A 17,609-nucleotide genomic window follows, 5' to 3' on the forward strand; every position below is an offset into this window, starting at 1 on the left:
GCGATTGCACCGCGGCGCGCGCACGCTATAGCGGCGCAAACATGCCCCCGGCCCACCCCTCAACGAGGAGCCCCTGCCCATGAAAGTTCGCGTCCTTGTCCGTCTGAAGCCCGGCGTGCTCGATCCGCAGGGCCGCGCCGTGCACCATGCCCTCGAAGGCCTGGGCTTTGCCGGGGTCGAGGATGTGCGTGTGGGCCGTCTGATCGAACTCGATGTCGCCGATGATACGGACCCGGCCGCACTCACCGAGATGTGCGAGAAGCTGCTTGCGAATACCGTGATTGAGAACTTCACGATCGAGACCGGCGAAGGAGGCAAGTGATGGGCTTTCGCGCCGCCGTAATCACCTTTCCCGGCTCCAATTGCGACCGCGACATGGCGGTGGCGCTTGAGGCAGTTTCGGGCCAGCCCGCAATCCGCGTGTGGCATGGCGATGCCGACCTGCCCGACAGGCTCGATCTGATCGCCCTGCCCGGCGGCTTTTCCTACGGTGACTACCTGCGCTCGGGCGCAATGGCGGCGATGAGCCCGATCATGCGCGCGGTGGTGGCTGCAGCAGAGCGCGGGGTACCGGTGCTGGGTGTGTGCAACGGCTTCCAGGTGCTTACCGAGGCACGCCTGCTGCCCGGCGCGCTGATGCGCAATGCCGGACAGCGCTTTATCTGCCGCACCGTCAAGCTGACCGTTGAGAACACGGATTCGCTGTTCACCGCGGGTTTTACCGCAGGCGAGGCGCTGCACATTCCGGTCGCCCATCATGATGGCAATTACTTCGCCGATAGCGAAACCCTCGACCGGCTCGAAGCCGAAGGCCGCATCGCTTTTCGCTATGCCGAGCCCGTCAATGGTTCGGCGCGCGACATTGCCGGGGTGCTGAGCGAAAATGGACGTGTGCTGGGCATGATGCCGCATCCCGAACGCGCAATCGAACCGGCTGCAGTGACGGCACTGGGAGGCGCGGATGGTCGTCGGTTGTTCGAGAACATCCTTTCGGCGCTCGCCAGCGCCTAAGGATCAGGCGCGGATCTGGCGCTGGGTGCTGAACAGCCTCTGCGCATCATGGCTGGCCATCGGGCGACCGAAGTAATAGCCCTGAATCTTGTCGCACCCCAGATTGCGGATCAGTTCCGCCTCCTCTTCGGTTTCGACGCCCTCGGCAGTTGTCGTCATGTCGAGGCTCTTTGCCATCGCCACCACTGCGTTGATGATGGCAAGGCTTTCCGCACTCCCCTGCGCGGCGCCCTGCACGAAGGTGCGGTCTACCTTGATGGTGGAGAAGCGCAGCTTGCGGATGTAGCCAAGCGATGAATAGCCGGTCCCGAAGTCATCGAGCGCGACCGAACAGCCCAGAGCCATGATCTGTTCGAGCGCGTTGCGGGCCACGCTGGCATCGCGCAGGAAGATGCTCTCTGTCACTTCCACCTCCAGCCGTTCGGGCCGCAGTCCGGTGGCCGCCAGCGCCTCGACAACTTCCTCGTGAAAACTGGGTTCAAGCAGCTGCTCGGGCGAGACGTTGACATTGACCTTCACGTGTTCGGGCCAATTGCGCGCCTCTTCGCAGGCCTTGCGCATCACCCACTTGCCGATCGGCACGATCAGGCGCGTGTCCTCGGCCAGCGGGATGAACTTTCCGGGACTGACAAAGCCGTGGTCCGCGCTGTTCCAGCGCACCAGCGCTTCGAAACTGACCACGGTTTCGCTGCGGGAATCGACCACCGGCTGATAGTGCAGTTCCATCTCGTCGCGGCCCAGCGCCTTGCGCAGTGCCACTTCGAGCTGGCGCCGTTCCTCGGCCGACGCATGCAGCACCGGTTCGAAGCGGCGATGTTCTCCCCCGCCGGCATCCTTGGCGCGGTACAGCGCAAGGTCGGCGTTGCGCATCAGTTCCTCGACCGTCTTGCCGTCGCGCGGACCAAGCGCGGAGCCAACGCTGGCACCGACATATAGCGTATGCTGATCGACCTGATAGGGCTCCGACAGGCTCTCGATCACCCGGGTGGCCAGACGGTCAACCTCGTCAGTGCTGCCCAGATCGCGGATGACAATGGCGAATTCGTCCCCGCCGAGCCGGCCACATAACTGGTTTTCGCCCATCAGCGACTTAAGCCGGGCTGACACCTGCGCCAGCAGCTTGTCGCCGGTCATGTGCCCGAGCGAATCATTGACGGACTTGAAGCGGTCGAGATCGACCATCATCAGCGCACAGCGCGTGCGCCACTGTTCGGCGTAACGCAGCGCTTCGCCCAGTGCCTCTGTCAGCTGCAGGCGGTTGGGCAGCTGCGTCAACGTGTCGAAGCGCGCAAGGAAGGCGATCTTTTCGGACGACTTGCGCTGCTCGGTTACGTCCGAACCCACCCCGCGGAAGCCTGTGAAGCGTCCGCGATCGTCGCGCATCGGTGTGCCCGAAAGCTCCCACCAGCGCTCCTCGCCGAGGATCGAGACCTGCACCAGCATGTTGGAGAAGTTTTCGCGGTTCTTCAGCCGTTCGGCGAGATCGTGGAGACTTGCCGGAAACTGTCCGCTCGCCCAGCTGCGCCCGGCCACCAGTTCAAGCAGCGGCAAGCCCTCCACCTCAACCTGCGGACGGCCAAGGGCAAAGGCAAAACGCGGACTGACCGAACGCAGACGACGCGCGGTGTCGACCTCCCACAGCCAGTCGGCTTCGTTCTCTTCGAATTCGCGCAGGAGCAGCGAAACTACTTGCTCCTTCTCGCTCACCGCCGCTTCGGCAAACCGCGCGGACAAGAAAGTGCGTCCGACTTCGACAGTTCCCAGCAGCGCAACGATCATGAACAGCAGCGTCGCCACCGCCGCAAACCACATGCCCGTCAGCCCGAGATGGAGCACCGCCGCAAGCGAGATGATGGTGCTGAAGCAGATAATCCCGAAAGGCGCGGCCGTGTAGAAGAACACCGAGCCCGATACCAACACAGCGACAATCATCATGAAAGCCATCAGATCGCCGGGCGTTCCGTAGAACGGGAACACGACTATTCCCGCCCCCCAGGCCAGCCCGGACAGGATAGCGGTTGTCGCCTGCTTGTGAAATTCCCCGCGGGTCACCCGTCTGCGATCGGCATCGGCAAGTGAAAGGTCGATCCGGGTGCCGCGCCAGTGGATGCCCGCCAGCACCGTAATCCAGATCACGAGCCACGTGATCCCGACCTTGGGAAGATATATCTGCGCGACGAACACGGCGAGGATCGCGTGAACGAAGATGCGGTAGAAAGCGAGCTTGGCAAGCGCCGGATATTGCAGGCCTCTCAGCCGCGCCCAGTCGAAATTACCCTTGTCCGACAGTCCGAGAACGTCGGTCACAGGCAGATCTGCCGGGCTCAACGGCGCTCGGGATGAAGGCGGTTCGCTCACGCAAATGCGCTTAACCGTCAAAGGTTAGATTGCGGTAAATTAAGCAGATCATTCGCGGCCGCGAGTGATTAACCGGTCGCAGGGGTAATCGGAGGAAGGCTATTCCACGGTAACCGACTTCGCGAGATTGCGCGGCTGGTCGACGTCGGTGCCCTTTACCACCGCCACGTGATAGGCCAGCAATTGCACTGGAATGGCATATACCAGCGGCGCGATAAGCGGGTGGACCACGGGCATTTCGATCGTGGCGATGCAGCCCTCGCCCGCCTCTTCGAGGCCTTTGGCATCGGAAATCAGCACCACCTGTCCGCCGCGCGCGCGCACTTCTTCCATGTTGGAGACAGTCTTTTCGAACAGCGGGCCGGACGGCGCGATGACAACCACCGGCACGGCGTCGTCGATCAGCGCAATGGGGCCATGTTTCATTTCGCCCGCAGCATAGCCCTCGGCATGGATGTAACTGATTTCCTTTAGTTTCAATGCCCCTTCAAGAGCCAGAGGATAGTCCTGTCCGCGCCCCAGATAAAGAACGTCGCGCGCCGGGGCGACAAGGTGCGCCATCGCGGCGATATCGTCGTCATGGTCGAGCGCGGCATTGAGCGCAGCGGGCGCTTCGAGCAGGTGATGCACGATCTCGGCCTCCTGCTCGCGGGTCAGACGGCCCTTTTTCACCGCCATATGCGCGGCCAGCGCGGCCAGCACCGCCAACTGGCAGGTGAATGCCTTGGTTGAAGCGACGCCGATTTCCGGACCGGCATGGGTGGGCAGCAGCAGGTCTGCCTCGCGTGCCATGGAACTGGTCGGTACGTTGACGACCACCGCGATGGTCTGGCCGTGAGCCTTGCAGTGCCGCAGCGCCGCCAGCGTATCGGCCGTCTCTCCACTCTGCGAGATGAACAGCGCGAGTCCACCCTCCTCCAGCACCGGTTCGCGATAGCGGAACTCCGACGCCACATCGATATCGACCGGAACGCGCGCGAATTGTTCGAACCAGTATTTGGCAACCATCCCGGCATAGAAGGATGTGCCGCAGGCGACGATAGTCAGACGGCGCACCGCCGACAGGTCGAAATCCATCTGCGGCAGGGCCACCGAATTGTCCGAACGCCGCAGGTAGGAGGCGAGCGTCTGCGCCACCACGGTCGGCTGCTCGTAGATCTCCTTCTGCATGAAGTGGCGGTAATTGCCCTTCTCCACCGCCGCTGCCGATGCGCCCGACGCGCGGATTTCGCGGGTGACGGGCTTGTTCTCGAGATCGTAGATTTGCGCGCTGTCGCGGCGGATCACCACCCAGTCGCCTTCTTCGAGATAGGTGATGCGCTGCGTAAGCGGAGCCAGCGCCAGCGCGTCGGAGCCGAGATACATCTCTGCCTCGTCGCCTTCGGGGCCGTAGCCGACCACCAGCGGCGAGCCGAGCCGCGCGCCGATCAGCAGATCGGGGTGCGAACGGAATGCGATGGCGAGCGCGAAGGCACCGCGCAGCCGAGGCAGAACCTCGCGCACGGCTTCGACGGGATCGGCCCCGCGCTCGACCTCGGCCGAGATCAGGTGTGCAACCACCTCGCTGTCGGTTTCACTTTCGAATACCCGGCCCTGTGCGGCGAGTTCGCCGCGCAGTTCCTTGAAATTCTCGATGATTCCGTTGTGGACAATGGCGACCTCGCCGGTCGCATGCGGGTGGGCATTGGCCGCCGTCGGCGCGCCGTGGGTGGCCCAGCGGGTATGCGCGATGCCGACATTACCCGGTGCCGGATCGCTCTCCAGCACGCGCGCAAGGTTGGCAAGCTTGCCCTCCGCCCGGCGGCGCACCAGGGCACCATCGTGAAGCGTGCAGATCCCGGCGCTGTCATAGCCACGATATTCCATCCGCCTGAGGCCGTCGACCAGCCGGTCGGCCACGCTGAAGCTGCCTACGATCCCGATGATGCCGCACATAGCCGGATGATCCCTCTTGTTGTCCGCGTCATGCTCTAGCCGCTGGCGATTCTGCGGCAAGGCCCTGTGTGCAGTACCGTGCCAAAGATAGAGCCCGGCAATGATAATCAGTCCTGCACTCGTCAGGATTTGCGTCGGCACGCGAGCGAGATGGACGTTCAGCACCGAGCCGGCACAATCCACTTCGGCCAGCGGTGCGATGCACCCGGCTTTAGGGAAAAAATAAGCTTTCCTCCCTATTCACCATTTCTCGGAAGACACCTTTCGCACGATTGGCGACAGGGGTGGATGATATGATGACAAGCCTTGGGGGCTGGGAATGAGCGCATTCGGTAAGAAGGGCAATGCTGGCGGACTGAAGCCCGGCGGCAGACCGGCTTTCGGGGTGGCAAGGCCGATGAAGGGGGCCGGTACGCCGGCAACCGCGCAGCGCGGCGGCGAACAATTTCCGCCGATCCCGGGCGAAGGAGCCGGGGAAGGCCCCGCAGCTGTTCCGTCTGCCGCGCCTTCGCGTCCGACCAGCAGTGCCGAGGCGATCGACCGCCTCAACGAACGCATGGCGGCCGTCAACGACGGCAATTCCGAAGTCGGCGGCTTTGAAGCCAGCGTCCACAAGATTAAGGAACAGGTGCTTCCGCGCCTGCTCGAACGTGTCGACCCGGAAGCGGCCGCGACCCTGTCGAAGGAAGAGCTTTCCGAAGAATTCCGTCCGATCATCATGGAAGTGCTGGCCGAGCTGAAGGTCACGCTTAACCGGCGCGAACAGTTCGCGCTGGAAAAGGTGTTGATCGACGAACTGCTCGGTTTCGGCCCGCTCGAAGAGCTGCTCAACGATCCGGACGTGTCCGACATCATGGTCAACGGCCCGGATCAGACCTACATCGAAAAGAAGGGTAAGCTGCAGCTCGCCCCGATCCGCTTCCGCGACGAACAGCACCTGTTCCAGATCGCGCAGCGCATCGTGAACCAGGTCGGCCGCCGCGTCGACCAGACCACCCCGCTCGCCGACGCCCGCCTCAAGGACGGCTCGCGTGTGAACGTGATCGTCCCGCCGCTCTCGCTGCGCGGCACTGCGATCTCGATTCGTAAGTTTTCCGAAAAGCCGATCACGCTCGACATGCTGCGCGACTTCGGTTCGATGTCGGACAAGATGTGTACCGCGCTCAAGATCGCGGGCGCATGCCGGATGAACATCGTCATCTCGGGCGGTACGGGTTCGGGTAAAACCACCATGCTCAACGCCCTGTCGAAGATGATCGACCCGGGCGAGCGCGTGCTGACCATCGAAGACGCGGCAGAACTTCGCCTGCAGCAGCCGCACTGGCTGCCGCTCGAAACCCGCCCGCCGAACCTCGAAGGCCAAGGCGCGATCACCATCGGCGACCTTGTGAAGAACGCCCTGCGTATGCGTCCTGACCGCATTATCCTGGGCGAAATCCGCGGCGCGGAGTGTTTCGATCTCCTCGCGGCGATGAACACCGGTCACGACGGTTCGATGTGTACGCTGCACGCCAACAGCCCGCGCGAATGCCTTGGCCGTATGGAAAACATGATCCTGATGGGCGACATCAAGATCCCCAAGGAAGCCATCAGCCGCCAGATCGCCGAATCGGTCGACCTGATCGTGCAGGTGAAGCGTCTGCGCGACGGTTCGCGCCGCACCACCAACATCACCGAGGTGATCGGGATGGAAGGCGACGTGATCGTGACGCAGGAGCTGTTCAAGTTCGAATATCTCGACGAGAGCGAGGACGGGAAGATCCTCGGCGAGTTCCGCTCGTCAGGCCTGCGTCCCTACACGCTGGAAAAGGCGCGGCAGTTCGGCTTTGACCAGGCTTATCTTGAGGCCTGCCTCTGACGAGGCAGGCGCTATCGGGCCCTCCGGCCCGATAGCTGCGGCCTAACCGGCCGACAGCCGGTCGGCCTTGCGATGCCTGCGGGTTCGTTTTTGTGGCCTGCCTTGGCGGCACGCTGTTCGGCCTGACCGGCCGGCGCGCGGTCGCGCTTGCGAACCCTTCGGGTTCGTTTGGCGTCAAATGACCGAGCGAGTGTACTACAAACTCCCTAGCACCACGGGCAGGCTCATCGCGAGGCAGCCGCCGCCGATGATTGCCGCGCCCATGAACAGGCCCAGCCACGGCACCCAGCCGACCTGTTCCAGCCGCGTAACGTCGCGCCGCTTCATCCGGCGACGTTCCATCACCCCGGCAAAACCGGCAAACACCCAGAACAGCCCGCCGATCACGGCAAGCTGCGCGGCATCGCTGAGCAGTTCGAAGCGGGCGAGAAGTTCCATCGGCTGCCCATTTAGGCTCGCCGGGCGCTTGCGCAATCCCTGCCGCTCGGCCAAGCGCAGGGATGATGGATGGCTCAATCGCCCGCCCCCGCCCGTTGCTCGCGCTCGGCGTACGCCTGCTGACTGCGGCGGCGCTGGCCACCATGGCCATGCTGGTCAAGCTTGCGGGCGAACGCGGTGCGCATCTGATCGAACTGATCTTCTGGCGACAATTGCTGGCCACCGTGTTGCTGGGCACGGGCCTTGCTCTGACCGGTCGTCTGGCGCTGCTGCGCACGAATAGGCTGGGTGCCCATGCCCGGCGCGCGGCAACGGGCCTGCTCGGTATGCTGTTCACTTACGGGGCGGTACTGCTGCTGCCTCTGGCGGAGGCGACCACCCTGAGCTTTACCGCGCCGATTTTCGCGGTGCTGATCGCGCTGGTGTTGTTCCGCGAAAAGATCGGCCCCTATCGCTGGGCTGCGGTGGGTATCGGATTTGCCGGCGTGCTGGTGGTGATGCAGCCGGGCGCGGGACTGCATCAGGGCGTAACCGTCGCGGGAGTGATCGTCGGCCTGATCGCGCCCTTCATGGTCGCATTGATCAGTTTCCAGATCCAGGATCTCAACACCACCGAAAACCCGTGGAGCATCGTGTTCTGGTTCGCAGCACTCAGCGCTCCGGTGGCGGCGCTGGGCCTGCCTTTCGCGATGGCTGCGCATGACACGGAAACCTGGGCGATAATTCTGGCCATGGCGCTGATGGGGGCGCTGGCGCAGATGCTGCTCACCACGTCGCTGCGCTTCGGTTCGGCTGCGGTGATCCTGCTGATTGATTACACCGCGCTGCTGTGGGCGACCTTTTACGGCTATTACGTCTTCGACCGCGCAGCGCCCGCCAGCCTGTGGCTTGGCGCACCGCTGATCATCGGCGCGGGAGTGCTGATCGCGTGGCGCGAACGGCAACTGGCCAGGGAACGGACCGCCGCTTCACGCGCTGGTCAGGAATAGATATCCATGTTCATGCGTTGAAGGATTCGACGAAAGGATTCACTCTCATGATTCGCAAGACTATCATTGCCGCCGCGCTCGCCGCGCTCACCATCACAGGCACCGCCTGCAACACGGTTGACGGGCTGGGCGACGACATCAAGTCGGTTGGCCGCGCGGGCAAGCGCGCGATCGATTAAACCGCTCGGTATACAAGCGTGATGTTGTTGGCCGGCAGAGCGTAGCGCGCGCTGCGGGCCATGCCGTGCTGCGCCGCCAAGGCATCGAGCGCCTCGGCCTCGCGCAGGCCCCAGAGCGGATTGCGCGCCTTCAGGCTGGCATCGAATTCCAGGTTGGAGGGCGCGGTTTCCACGCCCTTTTCGATATAGGGGCCATAAAGGATCAGCGGCCCTCCGCTGGCGGCCAGCAAGCGGGCAGCGCCGGCAAACAGGCCAAGGGTCGCTTCCCACGGGCTGATATGCACCATGTTGATGCATACTATCGCATCGGCTTGGGCAAGGGGCCAGCTGACGGGTGCGCAAGCATCGAGCAGCAGCGGCGCGGCCAGATTGCCGCCCGCATGATCCGCGCGATAATCGGCAATCGAGGCCAGAGCCTCGGGCGACGGATCGGTCGGCTGCCAGTGAATCGCGGGGAACCTCTCGGCGAAGAACACCGCATGCTCCCCCGTGCCAGCAGCAATTTCGAGAACCGTGCCGCTGCCGGGCAACTCGCTCGTCAGCACCTCGGCGATGGGCTCGCGGTTGCGCAGGGTGGCGGGGGCGTGCTGCTTCACGAGACCTGCCGCTCCTGCCCTTCCCAATAGGGCGCGCGCAGCTCGCGGCGCAGGATCTTGCCGCTGGCATTGCGCGGCATCAGCGGGATGACATCGACACTCTTGGGGGCCTTGAAGGCGGCGATCCGTTCACGCGCCCAGGCGATGACGTCGGCCTCGTCCACTTCATGCCCCGGCTTGGCGACGACGCAGGCCTTGACCTCCTCGCCCCACTTGGCGCTCGGCACGCCGATCACTGCGACCTCGGCGATGGCGGGGTGGCCGTAGATCGCGCTTTCTACTTCAGCGGGATAGACGTTCTCGCCGCCGGAGATGATCATGTCCTTGATGCGGTCCTGAATGTAGACATAGCCGTCCTCGTCCATCACGCCGGCGTCCCCGGTGTGAAGCCAGCCGTCCGGGTCGATCGTTTTCGCGGTGGCTTCGGGCAGTTTCCAGTAGCCTGCGGTGTTGGACGGCGAGAGGATGCAGACCTCGCCGATCTCGCCGCGCGAGACTTCCTTGTTGTCGGGCCCGCGCACTTCAATGCTCACCCCCGGACAGGCCTTGCCCGCCGAACGCATCCGCTGGTTGCCTTCAAGGCTGTGATCCTCAGGCGGCAGGATCGAAATCGTGCCTGACGTCTCGGTCATGCCGTAAGCCTGCAGGAACTTCGTGGTCGGCATGGTGCGCACCGCTTCCTTGAGCAGTTCTAGGGGCATCGGCGCGGCGCCGTACATCAGGTATTTGAGATTGCCGAAATCGGTCGTCGCAGCGCGCGGGTGCTGCACCACCATTTGCAGCGCAGCCGGCACGATGAACATGTGCGTCGCCCCGGCCTCGATCGCTTCCAGCACGCCCACGGGGGTGAACTCCGCCTGCACCACGCTTCTTACCCCGTTAGCGACGGCGATGTTGACCAGCCCCGTCCCGCCGATATGCGCGCAGGGCATGGCGACCAACATGCAATCGCCCGGTTCGTAGAACTGCCAGTCCAGCCCGGCTTCGCAACCCGGGTTGCGCAGCCCCAGCAGGTTGTTGTTCGACAGCATCGCGCCCTTGGGATTGCCCGTCGTGCCCGAGGTATAAAGCTGTAGCACCGGATCATGCGGGCCGGGCGGGGCATATTCAGCAGGCTCGAAACCCTGCGCTGCCAGCCGCGCGGCCTCACCCTCGATCACTTCGGGATTGGCGGGCACGTCACCGGCAACCATGTGCGCGGTTTCGACGAATTCGGCGTCCGCGAACAGCAGCTTCGCCTCGGTATCGCCGAGGATGTAAGCGATTTCGCGCGGGGCAAGGCGCCAGCCGATCGGCACCATCACCGCCCCCATCCGCGCGGCAGCAATGTAGAGCAAGAAATAGATGTCTCGGTTCTTGCCGAGCCATGCGATCCGGTCTCCCGCCGCGATACCGCGCGACTGGAGCAGCGCGATCAATTGCCGGGTAAGGTGATCGGCCGCGGCATAGGTCGTCACTCGCCCATACTGATCGAAGGCGTGCCCGTCGGGCCGCTCCTTCGCCCAGAAGTGCATGATCTCGTCGAAGGTCGAAAAATCGTGATAGGCGTTTCGCGCCATGGCCGTGCTCTCTCCCAAAAGCGTGTGGGATCAGGGTTAGGCCAAAGCAGGCGCGCCGGTCTACCTGCGATTTAGCGAAACCGGCCCTGTTTGCGCGCGGCCGGCTCGCGCAGGCCCAGCCATACCAGCAGGCCCAACGGCCCGGCCATGAATGTCGCCAGCAAAATCGGCGCCTGAATGAAGCGCGACACTTTCTTCGCATCCCCGTCGCGCGCGATCCACAGGCCCACGAACAGATCGAAGGCGAGGTAATGGGTCCAGCCGATCGTCGTGCCGGCCTTGGTCGCGAAGATCGCCTGCACCCCTTCGATAGTCGTGAAGTCCGCCCCCCCGCCTTCGGGATTGGGGATCAGGCCGCTCAGCAGCCCGATCAGGCTGGCGGCATAGATCAGGCACAAAAGACCGACACCGAGATAGAGCACCCCCGAAAGCAGCGCGGGCCAGCGCGGGAGAAAGATCAGCAGCACCCACGCGATCAGCGCGAGGCCGTTGACCATGCTGAACAGCGCATCCCAGTCGATCATTCGACGTTCTCCGTCTCGCGCACCCGCCGCCATTCGCGCGCGGCGCGGCGCATCGCTTCGTTATCGTGGGTAAAGCGCCCTCCGGCCCGCCGCAGTGCCAGACCCAGCGCCGCCTCGGCCACCATGCTTGCGTCAATCGAACGATACCGCTCCCACGATCCCGACAGCAGCGGATCGATCAGCGGGGCGGCGATGATCGCGGCACGCTCGGCAAAGCGCAGGTCATCGACCCGCTCGCCCTTAAGCAGCCCCGGACGCAGAATATCGAGCCGCTTGAACCCGACCCGGGAGAGCGCCTCCTCGGTCTCGCCCTTCACCCGCATGTAAAAGCTCTTGGAACGCGCATCGGCCCCGGCTGCGCTTACCAGCACCATGTTGGGCACGCCGGCGGCTTGGGCTGCCCGGCCAGTCGCCAGCACCAGATCGTGATCGACCGCGCGGAACGCCGCCTCGTCGCGTCCGGCCTTCTTCCAGGTCGTGCCGAGCGCACAGATCAGCGCGCGCGGGCGCACCGCTTCGAGCACCTCGCCCCACTTGTCGGGCTCGGCAACGAACATCTCCATCCGTGCGCCGGGCGGAAGTGGCGCCTCGCGCCGGGCGATGCCGACGATGCGCGCCTCGTCACCCGCGCTCGAAAGCTCGATCACCTTGCGGCCGACAAGACCGGTTGCGCCAACCAGCGCGATCCGCACGGGGGCACGGGTTTCAGACATTGACCAGCCCCGCAGGTCGTTCGCCATAGATCGCGGTGCAGGCCTGCATCGCGAAACGATCGCTCATCCCGGCAATGAAATCGGCAATCACCCGGGCGCGCTGGGGATCATGTTCCGGCAATCGTGCCTGCCAGTCCTCCGGCATCAGCCGCGCATCCTGCGCATAGGCGGCAAACAGCCGCGCCACGACGTCGCGCGCGCGCTCTGCGGCAGCGACCTGCTCGGAGTGATAATAAAGGCGATCATACATGAAGGCTTTCAGCCGCCTTTCCTGCGCTGCCATGGCGGGCGAGAACCCGGCGAGCTGGCGCCCGGCCTCGCGCACCTCGGCAACAGAGCGCATGCCCTTCACCTGCGCGGCGGTATGTTCAAGCACGTCATTGACCATCAAGCCGATCTGGTCGCGCACCATTTCGCGCAGCAGCCGGTCGTGCGGGGCACGGGGAAAACGCCGTTCCACCGCGCGCCATTGGTCGGCAACGAAATCGAGCGTCATCAGATCGTCGAGATCAAGAAAACCGGCGCGCAAGCCATCGTCGATGTCGTGATTGTCATAGGCGATGTCGTCCGCCACGGCCGCCACCTGCGCTTCAAGCGAGGGCCAGGTGCCAAGCATCAGCGGGAAGGCCGCGTCGAGTTCGGCAAGCGCCCAGTTGGGGGCGATCACCGGCCCATTATGCTTGGCCAGCCCTTCCAGCAGATCCCACGTCAGGTTCAGCCCGTCATGTTCGGGATAGGGGCATTCGATCCGCATCACCGTGCGCAGTGCCTGCGCATTGTGGCAAAAGCCGCCGTGGCGCGCCATCGCCTCGGACAGGGCGGATTCCCCCGCATGACCGAACGGCGGGTGGCCAAGATCATGCGCAAGGCACAGCGCCTCGGTCAGATCCTCGTCCAACCCCAGCGAGCGGGCTATCACCCGTCCGATCTGCGCGACTTCGAGGCTGTGGGTCAGGCGCGTGCGATAGTGATCCCCCAGCGGCGAGATGAAGACCTGCGTCTTGGCCTTCAGCCGGCGGAAGCTCATCGAATGGATGATGCGATCGCGGTCGCGCTGGAAAGCGGTGCGGGGCCCGCGTTGTTCGCCGCCGGTGTCGCGGCTCCATTCACGCCCGCCATGGGCATGCGGATCGGCAGCATAAGGGGCGCGGTTGGTCACGGGACGAGCGATTAGGTCAGCGCGCGCTGCGGCTCAACCGGAACAGACAGGCAACCTTGCGGTAATCCGCGTGAAACCCTGTGAACGGAGGAAATTATGGGGCTACTCACCGGTGATTGGGGGGGAAGGAGAGCAGCCCCATGGGCCTGTCGGTGCGACCCGAAGACCCGAAACCTGCCTGACTTTCGTTACGACAAATTTCGCAGGCGCACTTAAAGGTTACCTCAGCCTGTTGCATCAGGTGCAAGCCCGGCTTGCGCCAGAACGTTTCGGTTAAAGGACGAAGCGGTGACTAATGCACCCCTTCCTGTTCGAGGATCCAGTTGGCGGCGGCCTCGCAGTGGATTCGGGTGCTGTCGAACACCGGCAGTATGTTGGCATCGACGTCCACCACCAGATCAAGTTCGGTGCAGGCCAGTACGATCGCCTGCGCGCCTTCCTGCGCCTTGTTGGTGATGATCGTCTTCATGGTGCGCTGCGCCTCGCGCGTCACCTTGCCGACCATCAGTTCGTCATAAATGATCTTTTCGAGCATCTCGACGAATTCCATCCTGGGCGGCAGCAAGTCGATCCCGTGCGCGACCAGCCGCTTGCGGTAGAAGCTTTCGGTCATCACGTTGCGGGTGCCGATCAGGGCGGCATTGGTCAGGCCGGCGCGTTTGATCTCCATGCCGACATACTCGGCGATGTGCAGGATCGGGATGTTCACGTGCGCCGCGACATCATCATACAGGCGATGCATCGAATTGGCGCCGATGATGAGGCCTTGTGCCCCCGCCCCTTCAAGCCTGCGCGCGCTGTCGATCAGCACGCTTGCCGCACGCTGCCAGTCGCGTTCCTCGACAAGGGCGTAGAGCTGGCAGAAATCCAGGCTTTCGATCAGCAGCGGGGCACTGGCCATCGGGGCGGCGCGCTTCTGGACGATGCGGTTGATGCGGTCGTAATACATCGCCGTCGACACCCAGCTCATGCCGCCGATGATCCCCAGTTTGCGCAAATGGAAGTCCTCGAATCCTAGGGTGGGGGGTAATCCGCTGACTTAGCGGCCAATGCAAAGCCGCGTCCATAGCGCGCTGCCTATTCTTGCGATTCATCCGTCTGTCGAGGACGATCAAGGCTCGAAAGCCACGCTTTGAGGTCGTTCACGCTCGCTGTGACCGCCTCCTCGTGAGGCAAATGGCCGATCCCGTTGTAAATGTGCAATGTGCTGTTCGGTAGATGTTCGGCGAACCAAGAAGCGTTACCAACCGGGATGATAGGGTCTTGATCCCCCCACTGGATCAACACCGGACGATCAAAGGCACGCAAACGTTCTTTGGAAAACGGTGTACGCGGCAATCCAAAACGCTCCAAAGTCGCGGCGCGGTTGCCTGGATATCGCAACAACTCCCAATAGCGATCCACGGCTTCATCGGTTGCGACTTCCTGGTTGGATACGCTTTGGCGCAAGCTTTCCTCGAGGATCCCACGCGGCGTGATTTGCGTGGCCATCCACCGGACGCCCGGAACCCTCATCAGGGTGAAACCCAAATTGCCGCCGCCGCTGTCAGCCCGCCGAATTGGTCCGCCTCCCGCATCGACCAGCACAACACCGGTTACGCGCTCCGGCGCGGACAGCGCATATTCCAACGCGACCCCGCCGCCCATCGAGTTTCCGCCGACAACGAACCGGTCTAGGCCCAGTTTATCGGCCACGGAACCAACATACTCCTTGAAGTCCGACTGGGTGTAACCCTTGTCGGGAGCTGGCCCGGTCAGGCCGTGGCCGACCTGATCGAAGCGGACGACGCGATATTGCCCCTTGAGCGCCTCGACCCACGGTTCCCAGGTGTGCAGATCGGCGTTGGAGCCGTGCAGCAATATAATCGCGGGGGCATCTTTCGGCCCCTCGTCGCGCAGGTGTACCGTCACGCCATTGCCGATTTCGACGAACTGCGAAGGCGGCCCGCCATACTTGGCGCGCATTTCCGCCGCGTCGGTATCGGGGGTGCGGAAAATCACGAAGGCAACCACCAGCACCGCCACCAGGGCGAGAAATCCGCGAACAACCCATTTCATCAATGCTTCATCTCCGCAATCCAGCGCCGCACCACCGCGACACCATCTTCGTCCACGCTGGCCTTGCCCAATTCGGGCATGGCGATGCCGGGTTCGGCACTGTCCATCCGGTAAAGCAGGATCGAGGCGTCGGGCGCACCGGGCTTAATCGAGAATTCGTGCCCGCCGGCGCCGCGCCCCGCCGCCACCGGTCGCTTGAAGACGCCGATGGCGTGCGTGTCGTCCTGTTCCCACCGCAGGTCGAGACCCGAATTGGATGCGCCCCCGCCGGGCTGGTGGCAATGGGCGCAATTCACATCGAGATAGGCCCGCGCGAGCGGTGCGGCAGGGCCGGTTGCGTGGGCGCTCCAGTCGGGCAGACTGTCCGCCCCCACTGGCACACGGTCAAGCGCCCCGACCTTCACCATTTGGCCGAGCCAAGCCGCGGAAAGATTGCGCGCCTTGGGGCCGATCGGGATCACCTGCCCGTCCTTCGAATGGCAGGTCTTGCACTGGTTCTTGTTCGGGATGGCATAGGAAATCGCCGCGCCCGCAGGCGTCACCAGATCGAGCCGCCCACCCGCCAGCGCCAGCGTGGCGTCGGTCTGGTCGGCATTCCAGCGATAGGGCAGCGCCACCCAGCCATCCGCCCGGTGCAGCAACACGCGGGTTTCAATCAGCCGCCGCGCCCCGCCCTCACCGAAAGCAAAGGTCTTGATAATCGCCGCACCGACGGGGAATTGGAGCAGGCCCTCGCCATCGGCAACCAATTGCGTGCCCGGCGGCAGGTAGATGAAGCGCAGCTTCTCTGCCCCGTCCGACCACAGCGGGGTGTTGAGCGCATAGGGGGTGACAGTGCTGTTGGGCATCTGCCGTGCGCCGTCGGTGAAGAAGCGGTAATCGCTGAGGTTGCGCGCAAAGGCCGCGTCCTGCACCGCCGCACCATTCACCGGCGGCACATCGACGCCGGTCGCATGACCGAGCGCCGCGCCGAAGGTGACGCAGGCGAGCGCAAGCAGGCCGGCGCCGCGCCTCACTTAAGCCGCGCCGCCAGTTCCGCAGGCGCGCCGACCGCGCTCATGTCCCAGGCGGGCGCATCGGCGGGAGCGGACAGGACAGAAGGCTGTGCATCGCTCATCCCCTGACCCTGTGCCTTGAGGTTGAGCGAAACGCCTGCAAACTCGCCGGTGACGAACAGCGGCGCGGTTTCGGGATCGGACAGGCCATCCCAAAGCACCGGAGGGATCGCCCCGCCAAGGGCGGCAGCCAGTTGCTCTCCGCCCGGAAGATCAGGTGCCTTCCCGCCGCCCTCGGCGATATTCCGGCCGATCACGACATTGCGCGGAAACGGGTTGTAACGCGCATCGTCGAATGTCTGCGTGTAAGCGATGATCATGAAGGGCGCGGTCGCATTGTCGCTGACGATATTGTCTTCGATCAGCACATTCTCGTTTGCCATGACCATGATGCCAGTGCCGCTGGGCACCCCGGCGACGATATTGCCGGGCGGCGCGAAATTGGGCGTGTTGTTGTCGCTCGCGATGTTGTTGCGCACGATCACATTGCCGCCGCCGATCACCGGCAGGCCGGGCAGATCGAACACCAGTATCCCGCCGGTGTTCTTGGTCGCGATGTTGTTTTCAACCAGCGCGTCACGGCTGTTTTCGATCTCGATCCCGGCGACGTTTTCCTTCGCTATGGAATTGCGGACGGTGATCCTGCTCGACTGGCCGACATAGATGCCCGCATCCGAAGCGCCCGAAACGATCACCCCGTCCACAAGCACGCCCGTGCTTTCGACCGGATAGATCGCATAGGCCCCGTTCGAGGGATCGGGGCCGTTGGTCCAGGTGACGATCAGCCGGGTATAGACGATGTTGTCCGCGCCCTTGGACTTGATCCCGTCGCCCTTCGGATTTTCCATGCGGAAATCGCGCAAGGTGACATTGTCCGACGTCACCAGAAGCCCCTCGCCCGCGCCCTGCTGGCTGGTGAAGTCGAGGATCGTGGTATCGGCGCTTTGCCCGCGCAGCGTCACCCCGTCGACATCAAGGCTCAATCCGTCGGTCAGCACGAAACGCCCCGCCTCCAGCACGATCTCGTCGCCCGGCGCGGCAAGGATCAATGCTTCCTGCAAACGTTCCTGCGCGCCTTCGCCCGGTGCGATGGTGTGTGTTTCGGCCGCGAGCGGCGCCGCTGACGCGAGCAGCACGGCGGCAAAAGCGATGCGGTTCATGGTGTTCTCCCTCTCCG

Annotated in this window: 17 protein-coding genes; 5 read left to right on the forward strand and 12 right to left on the reverse strand. The window is 63.9% G+C overall.

The annotated features are described in order from the left end of the window. The first annotated feature begins 79 nt into the window (after positions 1-79). Both purS and purQ read left to right on the forward strand, forming a co-directional pair. Positions 80-322, forward strand: coding sequence for a phosphoribosylformylglycinamidine synthase subunit PurS (gene purS, locus OIK40_RS10670; protein ID WP_273678313.1), 243 nt, complete (start codon positions 80-82; stop codon positions 320-322). Continuing rightward, positions 322-1,011 (forward strand): phosphoribosylformylglycinamidine synthase subunit PurQ, encoded by a 690-nt coding sequence (gene purQ, locus OIK40_RS10675; RefSeq protein ID WP_273678314.1) that lies wholly within the window; start codon positions 322-324, stop codon positions 1,009-1,011. The genes purS and purQ overlap by 1 nt, the downstream gene beginning before the upstream one ends. 3 nt (positions 1,012-1,014) lie before the next feature. On the opposite strand, the gene OIK40_RS10680 is transcribed toward purQ, so the two are convergent. Both OIK40_RS10680 and glmS read right to left on the reverse strand, forming a co-directional pair. Further along, the gene (locus tag OIK40_RS10680; protein ID WP_273678315.1) at positions 1,015-3,318 is read right to left on the reverse strand and encodes a putative bifunctional diguanylate cyclase/phosphodiesterase; all 2,304 of its coding nucleotides are present in this window, start codon (positions 3,316-3,318) and stop codon (positions 1,015-1,017) included. A 150-nt stretch (positions 3,319-3,468) separates the two neighbouring features. Continuing rightward, entirely contained in the window at positions 3,469-5,304 is a 1,836-nt protein-coding gene (gene glmS / locus OIK40_RS10685) for a glutamine--fructose-6-phosphate transaminase (isomerizing) (protein ID WP_273678316.1), read from the reverse strand. Positions 5,305-5,623: 319 nt separating this feature from the next. On the opposite strand from glmS, the gene OIK40_RS10690 reads away from it, so the two are divergent. Beyond that, positions 5,624-7,162, forward strand: a complete 1,539-nt coding sequence (locus OIK40_RS10690; protein WP_273678317.1) for a TadA family conjugal transfer-associated ATPase — start codon at positions 5,624-5,626, stop codon at positions 7,160-7,162. 195 nt (positions 7,163-7,357) lie between these two features. On the opposite strand, the gene OIK40_RS10695 is transcribed toward OIK40_RS10690, so the two are convergent. Further along, on the reverse strand, positions 7,358-7,600 hold the full coding sequence (locus OIK40_RS10695; protein WP_273678318.1) for a hypothetical protein: 243 nt from the start codon (positions 7,598-7,600) through the stop codon (positions 7,358-7,360). Positions 7,601-7,665: 65 nt separating this feature from the next. Between OIK40_RS10695 and OIK40_RS10700 the strand changes: the two genes are divergently transcribed. Then, a complete protein-coding gene (locus OIK40_RS10700; protein ID WP_273678319.1) occupies positions 7,666-8,589 on the forward strand; it encodes a DMT family transporter in 924 nt (307 codons plus the stop codon). A 47-nt stretch (positions 8,590-8,636) separates the two neighbouring features. Next, positions 8,637-8,768, forward strand: coding sequence for an Entericidin EcnA/B family protein (locus OIK40_RS10705; RefSeq protein WP_273678321.1), 132 nt, complete (start codon positions 8,637-8,639; stop codon positions 8,766-8,768). On the opposite strand, the gene OIK40_RS10710 is transcribed toward OIK40_RS10705, so the two are convergent. The 9 genes from OIK40_RS10710 to OIK40_RS10750 form a co-directional block, all read right to left on the reverse strand. Beyond that, positions 8,765-9,364: a DUF938 domain-containing protein gene (locus OIK40_RS10710; protein ID WP_273678322.1), complete on the reverse strand. Its 600-nt coding sequence runs from the start codon at positions 9,362-9,364 to the stop codon at positions 8,765-8,767. The genes OIK40_RS10705 and OIK40_RS10710 overlap by 4 nt on opposite strands. Further along, entirely contained in the window at positions 9,361-10,923 is a 1,563-nt protein-coding gene (locus OIK40_RS10715) for a long-chain-fatty-acid--CoA ligase (protein ID WP_273678323.1), read from the reverse strand. The genes OIK40_RS10710 and OIK40_RS10715 overlap by 4 nt, the downstream gene beginning before the upstream one ends. Positions 10,924-10,994: 71 nt before the next feature. Further along, positions 10,995-11,447, reverse strand: coding sequence for an ABA4-like family protein (locus tag OIK40_RS10720; protein ID WP_309557540.1), 453 nt, complete (start codon positions 11,445-11,447; stop codon positions 10,995-10,997). Next, positions 11,444-12,160, reverse strand: a complete 717-nt coding sequence (locus OIK40_RS10725; RefSeq protein WP_273678324.1) for an NAD(P)H-binding protein — start codon at positions 12,158-12,160, stop codon at positions 11,444-11,446. Before OIK40_RS10725 ends, OIK40_RS10720 begins: the two co-directional genes overlap by 4 nt. Continuing rightward, the gene (locus OIK40_RS10730; protein ID WP_273678325.1) at positions 12,153-13,319 is read right to left on the reverse strand and encodes a deoxyguanosinetriphosphate triphosphohydrolase; all 1,167 of its coding nucleotides are present in this window, start codon (positions 13,317-13,319) and stop codon (positions 12,153-12,155) included. Before OIK40_RS10730 ends, OIK40_RS10725 begins: the two co-directional genes overlap by 8 nt. Positions 13,320-13,611: 292 nt before the next feature. Next, complete coding sequence (locus tag OIK40_RS10735; RefSeq protein WP_273678326.1) at positions 13,612-14,316, reverse strand: aspartate/glutamate racemase family protein; 705 nt, start codon at positions 14,314-14,316, stop codon at positions 13,612-13,614. A gap of 80 nt (positions 14,317-14,396) precedes the next feature. Beyond that, positions 14,397-15,377, reverse strand: a complete 981-nt coding sequence (locus OIK40_RS10740) for an alpha/beta fold hydrolase (RefSeq protein WP_273678327.1) — start codon at positions 15,375-15,377, stop codon at positions 14,397-14,399. Then, complete coding sequence (locus tag OIK40_RS10745) at positions 15,377-16,393, reverse strand: SO2930 family diheme c-type cytochrome (protein ID WP_273678328.1); 1,017 nt, start codon at positions 16,391-16,393, stop codon at positions 15,377-15,379. Before OIK40_RS10745 ends, OIK40_RS10740 begins: the two co-directional genes overlap by 1 nt. Next, positions 16,390-17,592 (reverse strand): parallel beta-helix domain-containing protein, encoded by a 1,203-nt coding sequence (locus OIK40_RS10750; RefSeq protein ID WP_273678329.1) that lies wholly within the window; start codon positions 17,590-17,592, stop codon positions 16,390-16,392. Before OIK40_RS10750 ends, OIK40_RS10745 begins: the two co-directional genes overlap by 4 nt. Between the last annotated feature and the right edge of the window lie 17 nt (positions 17,593-17,609).

Source organism: Erythrobacter fulvus (assembly GCF_028595285.1).
GTDB classification, from domain to species: domain Bacteria; phylum Pseudomonadota; class Alphaproteobacteria; order Sphingomonadales; family Sphingomonadaceae; genus Erythrobacter; species Erythrobacter fulvus.

Bases quoted from the DNA above. Each gene is read 5' to 3' on its own strand.
- glmS (WP_273678316.1), bottom strand. From the start codon at position 5,304: ATGTGCGGCATCATCGGGATCGTAGGCAGCTTCAGCGTGGCCGACCGG.
- OIK40_RS10695 (WP_273678318.1), bottom strand. From the start codon at position 7,600: ATGGAACTTCTCGCCCGCTTCGAACTGCTCAGCGATGCCGCGCAGCTT.
- OIK40_RS10700 (WP_273678319.1), top strand. From the start codon at position 7,666: ATGGATGGCTCAATCGCCCGCCCCCGCCCGTTGCTCGCGCTCGGCGTA.
- OIK40_RS10725 (WP_273678324.1), bottom strand. From the start codon at position 12,160: ATGTCTGAAACCCGTGCCCCCGTGCGGATCGCGCTGGTTGGCGCAACC.
- OIK40_RS10690 (WP_273678317.1), top strand. From the start codon at position 5,624: ATGAGCGCATTCGGTAAGAAGGGCAATGCTGGCGGACTGAAGCCCGGC.
- OIK40_RS10715 (WP_273678323.1), bottom strand. From the start codon at position 10,923: ATGGCGCGAAACGCCTATCACGATTTTTCGACCTTCGACGAGATCATG.
- OIK40_RS10705 (WP_273678321.1), top strand. From the start codon at position 8,637: ATGATTCGCAAGACTATCATTGCCGCCGCGCTCGCCGCGCTCACCATC.
- OIK40_RS10750 (WP_273678329.1), bottom strand. From the start codon at position 17,592: ATGAACCGCATCGCTTTTGCCGCCGTGCTGCTCGCGTCAGCGGCGCCG.
- OIK40_RS10720 (WP_309557540.1), bottom strand. From the start codon at position 11,447: ATGATCGACTGGGATGCGCTGTTCAGCATGGTCAACGGCCTCGCGCTG.
- purQ (WP_273678314.1), top strand. From the start codon at position 322: ATGGGCTTTCGCGCCGCCGTAATCACCTTTCCCGGCTCCAATTGCGAC.
- purS (WP_273678313.1), top strand. From the start codon at position 80: ATGAAAGTTCGCGTCCTTGTCCGTCTGAAGCCCGGCGTGCTCGATCCG.
- OIK40_RS10740 (WP_273678327.1), bottom strand. From the start codon at position 15,377: ATGAAATGGGTTGTTCGCGGATTTCTCGCCCTGGTGGCGGTGCTGGTG.